Source organism: Burkholderia sp. BE12 (assembly GCF_002959955.1).
Lineage (GTDB): Bacteria > Pseudomonadota > Gammaproteobacteria > Burkholderiales > Burkholderiaceae > Burkholderia.
Genome location: NZ_PREY01000024.1, coordinates 22,216 through 38,453 on the forward strand (window position 1 = coordinate 22,216; position 16,238 = coordinate 38,453).

The following is a 16,238-nucleotide window of genomic DNA, read 5'->3' on the forward strand; positions in this document are numbered from 1 at the left end:
ACCTGCGGACGGATCGATGCAGTGAGACTCGGCTTACAGGTCGAGCAGCAGGCGGGCCGGATCTTCCAGCGCATCCTTCATCGCGACGAGCGACAGCACGGCTTCGCGGCCGTCGATGATGCGGTGGTCGTACGACAGCGCCAGGTAGTTGATCGGGCGAATCACGATCTGGCCGTTTTCGACGACCGGGCGCTCCTTCGTCGCGTGCACACCGAGAATGGCCGACTGCGGCGGGTTGATGATCGGGGTCGACAGCATCGAACCGAACACGCCGCCGTTCGAGATCGAGAACGTACCGCCCGTCATTTCCTCGATCGACAGCTTGCCGTCCTTCGCCTTCTGGCCGAATTCGGCGATCTTCTTCTCGATCTCGGCGAGGCTCAGCTGATCCGCGTTGCGCAGGATCGGCACGACCAGGCCGCGCGGGGAACCGACAGCGATACCGATGTCGAAGTAGCCGTGATAGACGATGTCGTTACCGTCGATCGACGCGTTCACGAGCGGGAACTTCTTCAGCGCATGGACAGCCGCCTTCACGAAGAACGACATGAAGCCGAGCTTCACGCCGTGTTCCTTCTCGAACTTGTCCTTGTACTTGTTACGCAGTTCCATGACCGGAGCCATGTTCACTTCGTTGAACGTCGTCAGGATCGCGTTGGTCTGCTGCGATTCGAGCAGGCGCTCGGCGATACGCGCACGCAGGCGCGACATCGGCACGCGCTGTTCCGGACGGTCGTTCAGCCACGTCGCTGCCGACGCCGGCACCTTCACTTCCGGCAGCGCCGGCTTCGCGGCGGCGGTCTTCGCCGGCGCGGCGGCCGGAGCGGCCTTCGGTGCGTTGCCCGCGGCCAGCGCGTCGCCCTTCGTGACGCGGCCGTCGCGGCCCGAACCTGCGACGTCGCCCGTCGACAGGCCCTTCTCGGCCAGCAGCTTCGCTGCGGCCGGCGATGCGGCGGTCGAGCTCGATGCGGTCGCGGCAGCCGGCTGTGCGGCCGGCGCGGCTGCGGCAGGTGCTGCTGCCGGCTTGACTTCGGCGGCGCCTGCCGCTGCTTCGGCAGCACCTGCCTTCGCTTCGGTGTCGATCGTCGCGATCAACTGATCGGCGACCACCGTGTCACCGTCGTTCTGCAGCACTTGCGCGAGCACGCCCGCTGCCGGCGCCGGCACTTCGAGGACGACCTTGTCGGTCTCGAGTTCGATCAGGATTTCGTCCTGCGCGACTGCTTCGCCCGGCTTCTTCTTCCACTGCAGCATGGTGGCTTCCGACACCGACTCCGAAAGCTGGGGGACTTTGACTTCTACGATAGCCATGTGATTTTCCTGGATGCTTAATCTGGGTAATGACGAGGTTCGTGCGATTCCTTCGGCCGATGCGGCGCGCGACGCGCCCGGCAGGCCAAAGGCGACGGGAAAGCGCCGCGCGCCTTCCCGTTTCGCTTGACGTCGGTTATTTCGCGATCGACGCGCTCTTCAGGCGGCCGAATGCACCTTCGATCAGGGCCTTCTGCTGCTCGTAGTGCTTCGCGTAGTAGCCAACCGCCGGCGAGGCCGAAGCCGGACGGCCGCTGTATGCCAGCTTCTGCCCTTCCTTCATGCCTTCCTTCAGGTGGTGCTCGACGTAGAACCAGGGGCCCTGGTTCTGCGGCTCGTCCTGCACCCAGACCACTTCAGTCGCGTTCTCGTACTTCTTCATTTCGGCTTCGAACTGCTTGTGCGCGAACGGGTACAGCTGCTCGATACGGATGATCGCGACGTCGTTCGCCTTCGCTTCGCGGCGATGCGCGACGAGGTCGTAGTACACGCGGCCCGAGCACGCCAGCACGCGCTTGACCTTCTTCGCGTCGATGCCGCCGTCGGTTTCGCCCAGCACCGGCTGGAACGAACCCTTCGCCAGTTCCGACAGGTCCGACACCGCTTCCTTGTGACGCAGCAGCGACTTCGGCGTCGCGATGATCAGCGGCTTGCGGAACAGGCGGATCATCTGGCGACGCAGCAGGTGGAAAATCTGTGCCGGCGTCGTCGGCTGAACGACCTGCATGTTGTGGTCTGCGCACAGTTGCAGGAAACGCTCGATACGCGTGGACGAGTGTTCCGGACCCTGGCCTTCGTAGCCGTGCGGCAGCAGCATCGTGAGGCCCGACACGCGGCCCCACTTCACTTCGCCCGACGAGATGAACTGGTCGATCACGACCTGCGCGCCGTTGACGAAGTCGCCGAACTGCGCTTCCCACAGCACGAGCGTGTTCGGCTCGGCGGTCGAGTAACCGTATTCGAAGCCCAGCACGGCTTCTTCCGACAGCACCGAGTCGATCACCGTGAACTTCGCCTGACCTTCGGCGATGTTCTGCAGCGGCACGTACGTACCGTCGTTCCAGCGTTCGCGGTTCTGGTCGTGCAGCACCGCGTGACGGTGCGTGAACGTGCCGCGGCCCGAGTCCTGGCCCGTCAGGCGCACCGAGTAGCCCGATGCGACGAGCGACGCGAATGCGAGGTGTTCGCCCATGCCCCAGTCGAGCGGCTGGTCGCCGCGCGCCATGTTGCGGCGGTCGTTGATCACGCGCTCGACGAGCGGGTGAACCTTGAAGTTTTCCGGGACCGTCGTGATGCGTTCGCCCAGGCGCTTCAGTTCGGCGAGCGGCACGGCCGTGTCGGCTGCATCCGTCCACTTGCGGTTCAGGAACGGCACCCAGTCGACCGCGTACTTGCTCTTGTAGTTCGACAGGACCGGATCGACGGTATGGTGGCCGTCGTCCATCGCCTTGCGGTACGCCTTCACGTAGTTGTCGGTGTCTTCCGCGGTGATCACGCCCTGCTGCACGAGCTTTTCGGCGTACAGCGCACGGGTGCCCGGGTGCTGCGCGATCTTCTTGTACATCAGCGGCTGCGTGACCGCCGGCGTGTCCTGCTCGTTGTGACCCAGCTTGCGGAAGCAGACGATGTCGATGACGACATCCTTGTGGAACTGCATCCGGTAGTCGATCGCGATCTGGATCGCGAGCACGACGGCTTCCGGATCGTCGCCGTTCACGTGCAGCACCGGCGCTTCGATCATCTTGACGACGTCGGTGCAGTACAGCGTCGAGCGCGCGTCGCGCGGGTCGGACGTCGTGAAGCCGATCTGGTTGTTGATGACGATGTGCAGCGTGCCGTGCGTGCCGTAACCGCGCGTCTGCGCGAGGTTCAGCGTTTCCATCACGACGCCCTGGCCAGCGAAGGCCGCGTCGCCGTGGATCTGCACCGGCAGCACTTGCAGGCCGTCTTCGTCGCCGCGGCGGTCCATCCGCGCCTTCGCGGAACCTTCGACCACCGGGTTCACGATTTCGAGGTGCGACGGGTTGAACGCGAGCGACAGGTGGACCGGGCCGCCTTCCGTCGACACGTCCGACGAGAAGCCCTTGTGGTATTTCACGTCACCGGCCGGCAGGTCGTCGACGTGCTTGCCTTCGAATTCGGCGAACAGGTCGGCCGGCATCTTGCCCAGCGTGTTGACCAGCACGTTCAGGCGGCCGCGGTGAGCCATGCCGATGATGATTTCCTGCACGCCGCTCTTGCCCGCATGCTGGACGACTTCGTCCATCGCCGCGATGAAGCTTTCGCCGCCTTCGAGCGAGAAGCGCTTCTGGCCGACGTACTTGGTGTGCAGGTAGCGCTCGAGGCCTTCGGCGGCCGTCAGGCGATTCAGGATGTGCTTCTTCTTGTCGGCCGAGAAGGCCGGCGTCGCGCGGGTCGACTCCAGGCGCTCCTGCCACCAGCGCTTCTGTTCCGGATCGCTGATGTACATGAACTCGGCGCCGATCGTGCCGCAGTACGTATCGCGCAGACCCTTGACGATGTCGCGCAGCGAAGCCTGGTCGAAACCGAAGTACAGGTTGCTTGCGCTGTACGTCTGGTCGAGGTCGCCTTCGGAGAAGTCGTAGAACGCGGGTTCGAGTTCGGGAATGGCGGGACGTTCGCGTCGCTTCAGCGGATCGAGATTGGCCCATTGCGAGCCGAGGAAGCGGTAGGCGCTGATGAGCGACTGGACGTGCACCTGCTTGCGTGCGGTCGCGAGATTGCTGGTGCTTTCGCGCGGAATGAAGGCATTGGCCTTCGCACGCTCGGCGAACGATTCGACGATCGGGAAGTGAGCGACGTCATTGGCGTTCGAGCCGTCCGTTGCAGGCACGTTCTGCAGCGCGTCGAAATACTCTCGCCAGTTCTCCGGCACCGATGCCGGATTGTTGAGGTATGCATCGTACAGTTCTTCAACGTACGAAGCATTGCCGCCGAACAAATAGGAGTTCAGCTGAAACTGCTTCATTACATCTGACATTTTACGCTCACCTTTCTTCGAGCTTCTCGAGAAATAGCGGGTTACTCAACCTTCCGCGACACGGCCTGACCGTTTAGCGGATTGCGAATCAAGTCTTGCTTGGAAGGACCTAAAACTTGCGTGCGCGCAGCATATCACAGAACCGATACCGGAGTTCACGGCGAAACGTCCGTGAAAGCACCGTGCGGCGGGGTTTTGCCGGATTGCCGCGCCCCGCGGGAACAGTGTTTTGCAGGCAGCCCGGCTGCACGCTGCGCGGATGCGAAAAAGGCTGCCCGAAGGCAGCCTTTTCGTCGTGCTCGGGAACAGTCGATGCTTAGTCGACCGCGCCTTCGCGGCTCGCGCGGCGACGCTCGTGCTCCTTCAGGAAGCGCTTGCGCAGGCGAATCGACTGCGGCGTCACTTCGACGAGCTCGTCGTCGTCGATGAATTCGACCGCGTATTCCAGCGACATCTGGACCGGCGGCACGAGACGCACGGCTTCGTCGGTACCCGACGCGCGCACGTTGGTCAACTGCTTGCCCTTGATCGGGTTCACGACGAGGTCGTTGTCGCGGCTGTGGATGCCGATGATCATGCCCTCATACAGCGCGTCGCCCGGCTTCACGAACATGCGGCCGCGATCCTGCAGCTTCCACAGTGCGTACGCCACCGCGGCGCCGTCGTCCTGCGAGATCAGCACGCCGTTGCGGCGCTCGAAGACCGAGCCGTCCTTGACCGGTGCGTACGAGTCGAAGATGTGGCTCATCAGGCCCGTGCCGCGCGTGAGCGTCAGGAATTCGCTCTGGAAGCCGATCAGGCCACGCGCCGAGATCTTGTACTCCAGACGCGTGCGGCCGCGGCCGTCCGACGCCATGTCGAGCATTTCGCCCTTGCGGCGGCCCAGCTCTTCCATCACGCCGCCCTGGTGTTCGTCCTCGACGTCGACCGTCAGCAGCTCATACGGCTCGTGACGCACGCCGTCGATCTCCTGCATCACGACGCGCGGACGCGACACGGCCAGCTCGTAGCCTTCGCGGCGCATGTTCTCGACGAGAATCGTCAGGTGCAGTTCGCCGCGGCCCGACACTTCGAACACCGTTTCGTCGCCGGTATCCTTCACGCGCAGCGCGACGTTGTGGTTCAGTTCCTTCATCAGACGGTCGCGGATCTGGCGGCTCGTCACGAACTTGCCTTCGCGGCCGGCGAGCGGCGACGAGTTGACGAGGAAGTTCATCGTCAGCGTCGGCTCGTCGACGGTGATCATCGGCAGCGCTTCCGGCGTGTCGATCGCGCAGATCGTCGCGCCGATGCCGACGTCTTCAATACCGTTGATCAGCACGATGTCGCCCGCTTCGGCCGATTCGACCTGCACGCGCTCCAGGCCCTTGAACGACAGCACCTGGTTGATCTTGCGGTTCAGCACGTCGCCTTCCGGGCCGAAGCGCATCACGACCGGCTGGCCCGGCTTGATGCGGCCGCGCGTGATGCGGCCGACACCGATCCGGCCGACGTACGTCGAAAAGTCGAGCGACGTGATCTGGAGCTGCAGCGGCGCGTCCGGATCGGCCGGGCGAACCGGCACGTGCGCGAGGATCGCCTCGAACAGCGGGCGCATGTCGCCGTCGCGAGCAGCCGGGTCGAGCGACGCATAGCCGTTCAGGCCCGATGCGTAGACGATCGGGAAGTCGAGCTGCTCTTCGGTCGCGCCGAGCTTGTCGAACAGGTCGAAGGTCTGGTTGATGACCCAGTCGATCCGCGCGCCCGGACGATCGATCTTGTTGACGACGACGATCGGCTTCAGGCCGAGCGCGAGCGCCTTCTTCGTGACGAAGCGCGTCTGCGGCATCGGGCCTTCGACCGCGTCGACGAGCAGCAGCACCGAGTCGACCATCGACAGCACGCGCTCGACTTCGCCGCCGAAGTCAGCGTGCCCCGGCGTGTCGACGATGTTGATGTGCGTGCCTTCGTATTCGACCGCGCAGTTCTTCGCGAGAATCGTGATCCCGCGCTCTTTTTCGATGTCGTTCGAGTCCATCACCCGCTCCGCAATCTGCTGGTTCTCGCGGAAGGTGCCGGACTGGCGGAGCAGTTGGTCGACGAGCGTGGTCTTGCCGTGGTCGACGTGGGCGATGATGGCGATATTGCGAAGGGCGCGGGTCATAGAAACCTGGAAATCGTTTGAACGCGCAAACGCGCGCGCTCCGTTTTTCAGGGGCGCGCGCGTTGCAGCTTGGAAAGCATTAAATTATAGCACGTACGCGTGTCGAAAGCTGACCCGCGCGTTGCAACGCAGCAAACCGGGGCGCCCCGCCCTCCTCTCCCGAACAGCCCAACTCTCTCGCCCACCATCGCCGGCGGGCCGAAAAACCCTTATCGAGACAAGGGATTCTCGCCATACAGAGCGCGTGCTTTGCCGTTCGATTAACATTTGCCGCGGCAAGCAATTGTGCCTATACTGCTGCCTAGTCAACTATTGCAGCTTCAGGGTTTTATGTCGGATTCTCCTACCCCACCGCCCGTTTCGCCGCTGTCTTCGTATCAGATGAACGACAGCGTCGGTTATCTCATGTCGCGCGTGAAGTCGGTGATGACCAATCTCGTCACGCAGCGCACGCAGGAAGAGCTCGGCATCACGGGCACGCAGGCGAGCATGCTGTTCATGATCGCGGTCGGCAAGTGCTCGACGGCCGCCGAACTCGCGCGCGAATACGGGATCGACGCAAGCGCGGTCACGCGCCTGCTCGACCGGGTCGAGAAACGCGGCCTGCTGTCGCGCGTGCGCAGCATCGAGGACCGACGCGTCGTGCGCCTCGAGCTCACCGACGAAGGCCGTGCGCTGGCCGAACGGCTGCCGCCCATTTTTCGCAGCGTGCTCGACCAGGTGCTGGACGGGTTTACGCCGGAAGAAGTTGGGTTCCTGAAGAGCATGCTGCGCCGTATTCTCAGCAACTATTGCGAGACGGCCGGCGGTAGCATCACGTAATAGTTGCCATAACAATTACTTTTGACAGATTAATGTAAGGAAATCCTTGCAGTGTCCATCATTCATTCCGAGTCAGGGGTTAGCGCGATGAAATCCTCCCCGTTGTCCGTGCGCGCCGGGTCGTGCCGCGCCGCCGTCGCCGCCGCGGTCGCCGCGCTGGCGCTGGCGGGCTGCGCGAATTACATCGGCATCAAGAGCGACAAGCAGATCGCCCCCGCGTCGCAATTCGAATCCGCCCAGAGCCTGCCGGCCCAGGGCGGCCAGTGGCCGGCGCTCGATTGGGCCAGCCAGTTCGGGGATCCGCAACTGCCGAAGCTGATCGACGAAGCGCTGCAGGGCAACCCGTCGATCGCACAGGCGCAGGCGCGCATCGCGAAAGCCTCGTCGTACATCGAATCGTCGCGCTCGAACCTCATGCCGAAGGCCGAAGCCAGCTATTCGTGGACGCGTGAACTGTATTCGTCGAACGCACTGTTCCCGCCCCCGTACGGCGGCCAGTGGTACAGCGAGAACAACGCGCTTGCGAGCGCCTCGTGGGAACTCGACCTGTGGGGCAAGAACCGCGAGCGCCTGCACACGGCCGTGTCGCAGGAAAAGGCCGCCGAAGCCGACATGCAACAGGCGCGCATCACGCTCGCGTCGTCGGTCGCACGCACCTACAACTCGCTCGCACAGCTCTATGCGCTGCGCGACATCGCGCAACGCGAGATCAGCAACCGCGAGACGGTCGGCAAGATCACCGACGGCCGCGTATCGGCCGGCCTCGATACCAACGTCGAACGCCAGACGGCCCGCGGCAACATCGCGACGACCCAGGCCTCGCTGTCGGACCTCGACGGCCAGATCACGACGGTGCGTTACCAGCTCGCCGCGCTGCTCGGCAAGGGCCCGGATCGCGGGCTGCAGATCGCGGCGCCCGTGATGAACCCGAGCGGCGACGTCACGCTGCCCCGCAACCTGCCAGCCGATCTCGTGTCGCGCCGCCCCGACATCGTCGCCGCGCGCTGGCAGGTCGAAGCCGCGATGCACGACGTGAAGGAAGCGAAGGCCGAGTTCTACCCCGACGTGAACCTCGCGGCCGGTTTCGGCTTCGATGCGTTCGGCTGGGGCAAATTCCTGAACTTCGCGAGCCGCCAGGCGCAGTTCGGCCCGGCCATCCACCTGCCGATCTTCGATGCCGGCGCGCTGCGCGCCCAGCTCAAGGGCCGCTACGCCGATTTCGACCTGTCGGTGGCGAACTACAACCAGACGCTGATCAGCGCGCTGAACGACGTCGCGACGCAAGTCGCGTCGATCCGCGCGGTCGATCGCCAGATGGGCGACGCCCAACGTGCGCTCGACGCATCGACGCGTGCGTACGATCTCGCGGTCATCCGCTACAAGGCCGGCCTGTCGCCGCAACTGCAGGTGCTGACGGCGGACAGCAACCGCCTCGCATCGGAGCAGACCGTGACCAACCTGAAGATGCGCCGGCGCGATATGCAGCTTGCCCTGATCAAGGCGCTCGGCGGCGGGTTCGACGCGACCGGCACGCCGCTCGCCGCGCCCGATGCGGCCACGCCGACCAAACAGGCCGCCAACTGAGCCGGCACCACCACTACGCAGACACTCGAAATAACGGACGGAGAAAATCGCCATGAGCGACCAACAAAACGCCGCCAGCGCGCAGCCGCAGAACAACGGCAAGCGCAAACGAATGATGACGCTGCTCGTCGCGGTCATCGTGATCGCGGCCATCGCATACGGCCTGTACTACTTCCTCGTCGCCCGCTTCCATGAAGACACCGACGATGCATACGTGAACGGCAACGTCGTGCAGATCACGCCGCAGGTCACCGGCACCGTGATCGCCGTGAAGGCGGACGACACGCAAACGGTCAAGGCCGGCGATCCGCTCGTCGTGCTCGACCCGGCCGATTCGCAGGTCGCGCTGCAGCAGGCCGAAGCCAACCTCGCGCAGACGGTGCGCCAGGTGCGCGGCCTGTTCGTCAACGACGACCAGTACCGCGCGCAAGTCGCGCTGCGCCAGTCGGACCTGTCGAAGGCCCAGGACGACCTGCGTCGCCGCGTGGCCGTCGCGCAGACCGGCGCCGTGTCGCAGGAAGAGATCTCGCACGCCCGCGACGCGGTGAAGGCCGCGCAGGCATCGGTCGACGCCGCGCAGCAGCAGCTCGCGTCGAATCGCGCATTGACCGCGAACACGACGATCGCATCGCACCCGAACGTGTTGGCTGCCGCCGCGAAGGTGCGCGACGCGTACCTCGCGAACGCACGTAACGTGCTGCCGGCGCCGGTCACCGGCTACGTCGCGAAGCGCTCGGTGCAGGTCGGCCAGCGCGTGTCGCCCGGCAACCCGCTGATGTCTGTGGTGCCGCTCAATGCCGTGTGGGTCGACGCGAACTTCAAGGAAGTCCAGCTGAAGCACATGCGCATCGGCCAGCCGGTCGAGATGACGGCCGACATCTACGGCTCGTCGGTCACGTACCACGGCAAGGTCGTCGGCTTCTCGGCCGGCACGGGCTCGGCGTTCTCGCTGCTGCCCGCGCAGAACGCGACCGGCAACTGGATCAAGGTCGTGCAGCGCCTGCCGGTGCGGATCGAGCTCGACCCGAAGGATCTCGACAAGCATCCGCTGCGCATCGGCCTGTCGATGCAGGTCGACGTGGACATCAAGGACGAACGCGGCGACCAGCTCGTCAACGCACCGAACACCGTCTACGAGACCAACGTGTTCGCGAAATACGGCGACGAGGCCGACGCCGAAATCGCGCGCATCATCGCCGAGAACACAGGCGGCAACGCGTCGGCGCCGGTCGCGGCGAAGCAGAGCAGCACCGCGAAAATGATGTAACCGTTCCGACTTCGGAAAGGCAATCGACATGGCACAGGCTCCTGCCTCCTACCCGCCCTTGCAGGGCGGCCAACTCGTGCTCGGGACGATCGCGGTATCGCTCGCGGTGTTCATGAACGTGCTCGACACGTCCATCGCGAACGTCGCGATCCCGACCATCTCGGGCGACCTCGGCGTGTCGTCCGACCAGGGCACATGGGTCATCACGTCGTTCGCGGTCGCGAACGCAATCTCGGTGCCCCTGACCGGCTGGCTGACCGACCGCTTCGGGCAGGTCCGCCTGTTCCTCGCGTCGATCATCCTGTTCGTCATCTCGTCGTGGATGTGCGGACTGGCGCCGACCCTGCCGTTTCTGCTCGCGTCGCGCGTGCTTCAGGGCGCGGTCGCCGGGCCGATGATTCCGCTGTCGCAATCGCTGCTGCTGTCGAGCTATCCACGTGCGAAAGCGCCAATGGCGCTCGCCCTGTGGTCGATGACGACGCTGATCGCGCCGGTCGCGGGGCCGATCCTCGGCGGCTGGATCTCGGACAATTATTCGTGGCCGTGGATCTTCTATGTGAACATCCCCGTCGGGATCGCCGCTGCGCTCGCTACGTGGTCGATCTACCGTACGCGCGAATCGACCGTGCGCCGCGCGCCGATCGACGGTGTCGGCCTTGCGCTGCTCGTGCTGTGGGTCGGCTCGCTGCAGATCATGCTCGACAAAGGCAAGGATCTCGACTGGTTCGCGTCGACCACGATCGTCGCGCTCGCGTTGATCGCGGTCATCTCGTTCGCGTTCTTCGTGATCTGGGAGCTGACCGCGGAACATCCGGTCGTCGACCTGTCGCTGTTCCGCATGCGCAACTTCACGGGCGGCACGATCGCGCTCGCAGTCGGCTACGGGCTCTACTTCGGCAACCTCGTGCTGTTGCCGCTGTGGCTGCAGACCCAGATCGGCTATACGGCGACCGATGCGGGCCTCGTGATGGCGCCCGTGGGGCTGTTCGCGATCCTGCTGTCGCCGCTGACCGGTAAGTTCCTGCCGCGCACGGACCCGCGCTACATCGCGACCGCCGCGTTCCTCACGTTCGCGCTGTGCTTCTGGATGCGTTCGCGCTACACGACCGGCGTCGACGAATGGTCGCTGACGCTGCCGACGCTCGTGCAGGGTATCGCGATGGCGGGCTTCTTCATCCCGCTCGTGTCGATCACGTTATCCGGCCTGCCCGGCCACCGCATTCCAGCGGCGTCCGGCCTGTCGAACTTCGTGCGGATCATGTGCGGCGGCATCGGTACGTCGATCTTCCAGACCGCGTGGGATCATCGGAACAACTTCCACCACGCGCAACTGGTCGAACAGGCGAATCCGTACAACCCGACGTTCAATCAGGCCGTCACTCAGATGGGTAATCTCGGGCTCACGCAGCAGCAGGCGCACGGCCTGATCAACAACATGGCCACGCAGCAGGCCGCGCAGCTCGGCGTGAACGATCTGTTCTACATTTCGGCAGCGATCTTCGTGCTGCTGATCGGATTGATCTGGATCACCAAGCCCGAACGCGCGGGCGGCGGCGATGCCGGTGCGGCGGCGTCGGCGGCGCACTGAGCGCTACCCGGCCGCGCATCACCGCGCGATCACGCCAAACAAAAAGCCCGGTCTAATTCGACCGGGCTTTTTTTCATTCTGCGGCGTGCACGTGCGTGCGCCGCAGTGTCATTGCGCCGTCACGACGAGCCGTTCCGGTGCGAGCACGCCATTCGCCTTGCGTGCCACGCCGAGCAATCGCGTTGCGTCGTACACGCGCACGCGCTCGCCGTCGGCCGCGCCGATCGGCTCGAGCGCCGACAGCGGCAGGCGCTGGCCGTGCAGGAACCGCTTCGCGGACGCGTCGTCGAGCCGAATGGCCGGAAACGTGGACAGCAGCGCATCGACCGGCTGGAGCCATGCATCGCGCGCCGATTCGGCAGCATCCGACAGCGCATCGAGCGTCACCGCGTGCTCGAGCGTCAGCGCACCGACGCCCGTGCGACGCAGCATCGTCAGATGCGCGCCGCAACCCAGCGCCTCGCCGATATCCTCCGCCAGCGTGCGCACATACGTGCCCTTGCTGCAGGTCACGCGAAACGTCACGTCGGGCAGCTCGCACGCGAGCAGTTCGAGCGCACGGATCGTCACGTTGCGACCTTCCCGCTCGACGGTCTGGCCGGCTCGCGCATATTCGTACAGCGGCTTGCCGTCGCGCTTGAGCGCCGAATACATCGGCGGCACCTGCACGATCTCGCCGGTGAAGCGCACGAGCGCGGCTTCCACCGCCGCACGATCGCATTCGACCGGCCGCGTGTCGATCACGTCGCCTTCCGCGTCGCCGGTAGCCGTGCGCTGGCCGAGACGCATCGTCGCTTCGTAGGTCTTGTCGGCGTCGAGCAAATCCTGCGAGAACTTGGTCGCCTCGCCGAAACACAGCGGCAGCAGGCCCGAAGCCAGCGGATCGAGCGTGCCGGTGTGACCGGCTTTCTTCGCGAGAAGCAGGCGCTTGGCGCGAATCAGCGCATCGTTGCTCGACAGGCCGACCGGCTTGTCGAGCAGAAGAACGCCGTCCAGCACGCGCCGGGGCACGCGCGGACGTTGGGGTGCTGCATTCGTCATAGGCCGGTCGAGCTCAGTCGTCCTTGGCAGGCGCGTCGGCCTCGTCGTCGTCCTTCGCGCGCGTCGAGTTCGCCTCCTTGATCAGGCGCGACATTTCGACGGCCTTCTCGATCGTCTGGTCGTAATGGAAATGCAGCGTCGGCACCGTATGAATGTGCAGGCGCTTGAACAGCAGGTTGTGCAGGTGACCCGACGCATGGTTCAGCGCCTCCTGCGTCTTGTTCGGATCGCCGGTAAGCGCTGTGAAGTAGATCTTCGCGTGCGCATAGTCCGGCGTGAGTTCCACGCTCTGGATGGTCACGATGCCGATGCGCGGATCTTTGACCTCGCGCATGATGAGTTCGGACAGATCGCGCTGAATTTGATCGGCGATCTGAACGTTGCGATTGGGGGAAGTACGTTTCCTGGACATGATCGATCCGTGATCCGTTTATCAGGATGAAGCGGCGGCCATTTTCGGCACGCCACCATGAAAATGGGCGGGGCAAGCCCAAGCCTGCCCCGCCCATGAGCCGATACGCGACGATTACAGCGTACGTGCGACTTCGGTCACTTCGAAGACTTCGAACTGGTCGCCTTCGATGACGTCGTTGAAGTTCTTCACCGACATACCGCACTCGAAGCCTTGCTTCACTTCCTTCACGTCGTCCTTGAAGCGCTTCAGCGATTCGAGTTCGCCCGTGAAGATCACGACGTTGTTGCGCAGCACGCGCACCGACGACGAGCGCTTGACAATGCCGTCCGTGACCATACAGCCTGCGACCGTGCCGATCTTCGGTACCTTGAAGACCTGGCGCACCTCGACCATGCCGGTGATGACTTCGCGCTTCTCCGGCGCCAGCATGCCCGACATCGCCGCCTTCACCTCATCCACTGCGTCGTAGATGATGTTGTAGTAGCGGATATCGATGCCGTTCGACTCGGCCAGCTTGCGTGCCTGAGCATCCGCACGCGTGTTGAAGCCGATGATGACCGCCTTCGATGCCGTCGCGAGGTTGACGTCGTTTTCGCTGATGCCACCCACCGCGCTGTGCACGATCTGCACGCGCACTTCGTCGGTCGACAGCTTGAGCAGCGATTGCACGAGCGCTTCCTGCGAACCCTGCACGTCTGCCTTGATGATGAGCGGCAGGTTCTGCACTTCGCCTTCGCCCATCTGTTCGAGCATGCTTTCGAGCTTCGCGGCCTGCTGCTTCGCGAGCTTCACGTCGCGGAACTTGCCCTGACGGAACAGCGCGATTTCGCGTGCCTTGCGCTCGTCCGGCAGCACGATCACTTCCTCGCCCGCACCCGGCACTTCCGACAGACCCTGGATTTCGACCGGGATCGATGGGCCGGCTTCCTTCGTCGGCTTGCCGTTCTCGTCGAGCATCGCACGGACGCGGCCGTAGGCCGTACCCGCCAGCACGATGTCGCCGCGGTTCAGCGTACCGGACTGAACGAGGATCGTCGCGACCGGGCCTTTACCCTTGTCGAGCTTCGCTTCGATCACGATGCCCTTGGCCGGCGCTTCGATCGGTGCCTTCAGTTCCAGCACTTCGGCCTGCAGCAGCACGTTTTCGAGCAGATCGTCGATACCTGCGCCCGTCTTTGCCGACACCGGCACGAACGGCGAATCGCCACCGTATTCTTCCGGCACGACGCCTTCCGCGACCAGCTCCTGCTTGACGCGATCGAGGTTCGCATCCGGCTTGTCGATCTTGTTGATCGCGACGACGATCGGCACGCCACCCGCCTTCGCGTGAGCGATGGCTTCCTTCGTCTGCGGCATCACGCCGTCGTCGGCCGCCACCACCAGCACCACGATGTCGGTCGCCTTCGCGCCGCGTGCACGCATTGCCGTGAACGCCTCGTGACCCGGCGTATCGAGGAACGTGATGACGCCGCGCGGCGTATCGACGTGATATGCGCCGATGTGCTGCGTAATGCCGCCCGCTTCGCCCGCGGCAACCTTCGCGCGGCGGATGTGGTCGAGCAGCGAGGTCTTGCCGTGGTCGACGTGACCCATCACCGTGACGACCGGCGGACGCGGCAGTTGCTCCGCATCGGTGGTCGTTTCGCCTTCGACGAGCAGCGCTTCCGGATCGTCCAGCTTCGCCGCGACCGCGCGGTGGCCCAGTTCCTCGACGACGATCATCGCCGTTTCCTGGTCCAGCACCTGGTTGATCGTGACCATCTGGCCCATCTTCATCATCACCTTGATGACTTCCGAGGCCTTGATCGACATCTTGTGCGCGAGATCGGCAACCGACACGGTTTCCGGCACGTGCACTTCACGCACGATCGGTTCGGTCGGCGCCTGGAACGACGATGCGCTGTCCTGGTGACGGCCGCGACCCTTCGGGCCGCCGCGCCAGCCGCGGTCGACGCCGCCGCTCGAATCGCCGCGCGTCTTGATGCCGCGGCGCTTCGCCGCGTCGTCCTGCCAGCCGCCCTTGCCTGCGCCCGGCTTCTTGTTGCGGTCGCCCGCGCCTGCCGGTGCCGCCGTCGTTGCCGGCGTTGCGCCGGCCGGCTTCTTCACTGCCGGGCGCGCCTGCGCGCCTTCAGGCTTCGCCGGCTTGTGCAGCGTGCCCTTCGCTTCGGCCGGCTTCGGCGGCTCGGCCGGCTTCGGCGGCTCGACTGCCTTGACCACGGCCTTGCGCGGCGTGTTCATCATTTCGCGGATCGCACGCGCTTCGGCCTCGGCGGCCGCGCGGCGCTTGCTGATCTCTTCCTGCTCGGCGCGGGTTTTGTCCGCCGCCTCGCGGGCAGCATCCTCGGCCTTCTTCGCCGCTTCGCGCTGCGCCGCACGTTCGGCAGCGGCACGGGCTTCGGCGGCCGCGCGCGCTTCGTCCTGCGCGGACTGCGCACTCGGTGCTTCCGGCTCGGCCGCGGCGGCCTGCTGCGCTGCCGCCTGCTGCTGTGCCGTAGCGGCTTCGGCCGCGGCACGCTTCGCCGCAGCTTCTTCCTCGGCGCGACGGCGCTCGGCTTCGGCCGCTTCCTCGCGGGCGCGACGCTCGGCCTCCTCGCGCTCGAGGCGTTCCTGGCGCTCGCGCAGTTCCTGAGCCTGCTTCTCGAGCAGCTCGGCCTCGCGGCGCGCTTCTTCCTCGCGACGCTTCAGTTCCGCATCGTCGTCCGCTTCGGCGACCTGCGCCTGACCCTGTTCCGCACCTTCGCTCACGTCGTCGCGCTTGACGAACGTACGCTTCTTGCGAACCTCGACCTGAATGGTGCGAGCCTTGCCCGTCGCGTCAGATTGCTTGATCTCCGACGTATGCTTGCGGGTCAGCGTGATCTTGCGCTTGTCGCCGTCGGTTGCGCCGTGCGACTTGCGCAAATGATCGAGCAGACGCGCCTTGTCCGTCTCGGACAGCGCATCGTCTTCACTCGCTTTCTGGACGCCCGCTGCCTGCAGCTGTTCGAGCAGCACACCAGCAGGCATTTTCAGTTCCGCGGCAAATTGGGCTACGTTGTTACTCGCCATTCATTCCTCTTAGTGCAA

10 protein-coding genes are annotated in these 16,238 nt (G+C 64.9%); 4 read left to right on the plus strand and 6 right to left on the minus strand.

The genetic code is table 11. From position 1 onward, the window contains the following. Positions 1-33: 33 nt before the first annotated feature. The 3 genes from odhB to typA all read right to left on the minus strand — a co-directional run bounded on the left by odhB (position 34) and on the right by typA (position 6,455). Entirely contained in the window at positions 34-1,311 is a 1,278-nt protein-coding gene (odhB, locus tag C4B30_RS24400; protein ID WP_027784280.1) for a 2-oxoglutarate dehydrogenase complex dihydrolipoyllysine-residue succinyltransferase, read from the minus strand. Between the two features lie 136 nt (positions 1,312-1,447). Further along, a complete protein-coding gene (locus tag C4B30_RS24405) occupies positions 1,448-4,312 on the minus strand; it encodes a 2-oxoglutarate dehydrogenase E1 component (protein WP_027784279.1) in 2,865 nt (954 codons plus the stop codon). Between the two features lie 316 nt (positions 4,313-4,628). Beyond that, positions 4,629-6,455, minus strand: coding sequence for a translational GTPase TypA (typA, locus tag C4B30_RS24410; protein ID WP_027784278.1), 1,827 nt, complete (start codon positions 6,453-6,455; stop codon positions 4,629-4,631). Between the two features lie 330 nt (positions 6,456-6,785). Here typA and C4B30_RS24420 point away from each other — a divergent pair, with 330 nt between their 5' ends. The 4 genes from C4B30_RS24420 to C4B30_RS24435 all read left to right on the plus strand — a co-directional run bounded on the left by C4B30_RS24420 (position 6,786) and on the right by C4B30_RS24435 (position 11,716). Beyond that, positions 6,786-7,277 carry a MarR family winged helix-turn-helix transcriptional regulator gene (locus C4B30_RS24420; RefSeq protein WP_027784277.1) on the plus strand — a complete coding sequence of 164 codons (492 nt, stop codon included), beginning with the start codon at positions 6,786-6,788 and terminating at the stop codon, positions 7,275-7,277. 87 nt (positions 7,278-7,364) lie between these two features. Next, positions 7,365-8,861 (plus strand): efflux transporter outer membrane subunit, encoded by a 1,497-nt coding sequence (locus C4B30_RS24425; protein WP_027784276.1) that lies wholly within the window; start codon positions 7,365-7,367, stop codon positions 8,859-8,861. Positions 8,862-8,913: 52 nt separating this feature from the next. After that, the gene (locus tag C4B30_RS24430) at positions 8,914-10,128 is read left to right on the plus strand and encodes an HlyD family secretion protein (RefSeq protein ID WP_027784275.1); all 1,215 of its coding nucleotides are present in this window, start codon (positions 8,914-8,916) and stop codon (positions 10,126-10,128) included. Between the two features lie 28 nt (positions 10,129-10,156). Then, on the plus strand, positions 10,157-11,716 hold the full coding sequence (locus tag C4B30_RS24435) for a DHA2 family efflux MFS transporter permease subunit (RefSeq protein WP_027784274.1): 1,560 nt from the start codon (positions 10,157-10,159) through the stop codon (positions 11,714-11,716). Positions 11,717-11,824: 108 nt separating this feature from the next. Here the strand turns inward: C4B30_RS24435 and truB are convergent, their stop codons facing one another. The 3 genes from truB to infB form a co-directional block, all read right to left on the minus strand. Further along, positions 11,825-12,757: a tRNA pseudouridine(55) synthase TruB gene (gene truB, locus C4B30_RS24440; RefSeq protein ID WP_027784273.1), complete on the minus strand. Its 933-nt coding sequence runs from the start codon at positions 12,755-12,757 to the stop codon at positions 11,825-11,827. A 13-nt stretch (positions 12,758-12,770) separates the two neighbouring features. After that, a complete protein-coding gene (rbfA, locus tag C4B30_RS24445; protein ID WP_027784272.1) occupies positions 12,771-13,169 on the minus strand; it encodes a 30S ribosome-binding factor RbfA in 399 nt (132 codons plus the stop codon). Positions 13,170-13,283: 114 nt separating this feature from the next. Continuing rightward, positions 13,284-16,220 (minus strand): translation initiation factor IF-2, encoded by a 2,937-nt coding sequence (gene infB, locus C4B30_RS24450; RefSeq protein ID WP_027784271.1) that lies wholly within the window; start codon positions 16,218-16,220, stop codon positions 13,284-13,286. Positions 16,221-16,238: the final 18 nt, after the last annotated feature.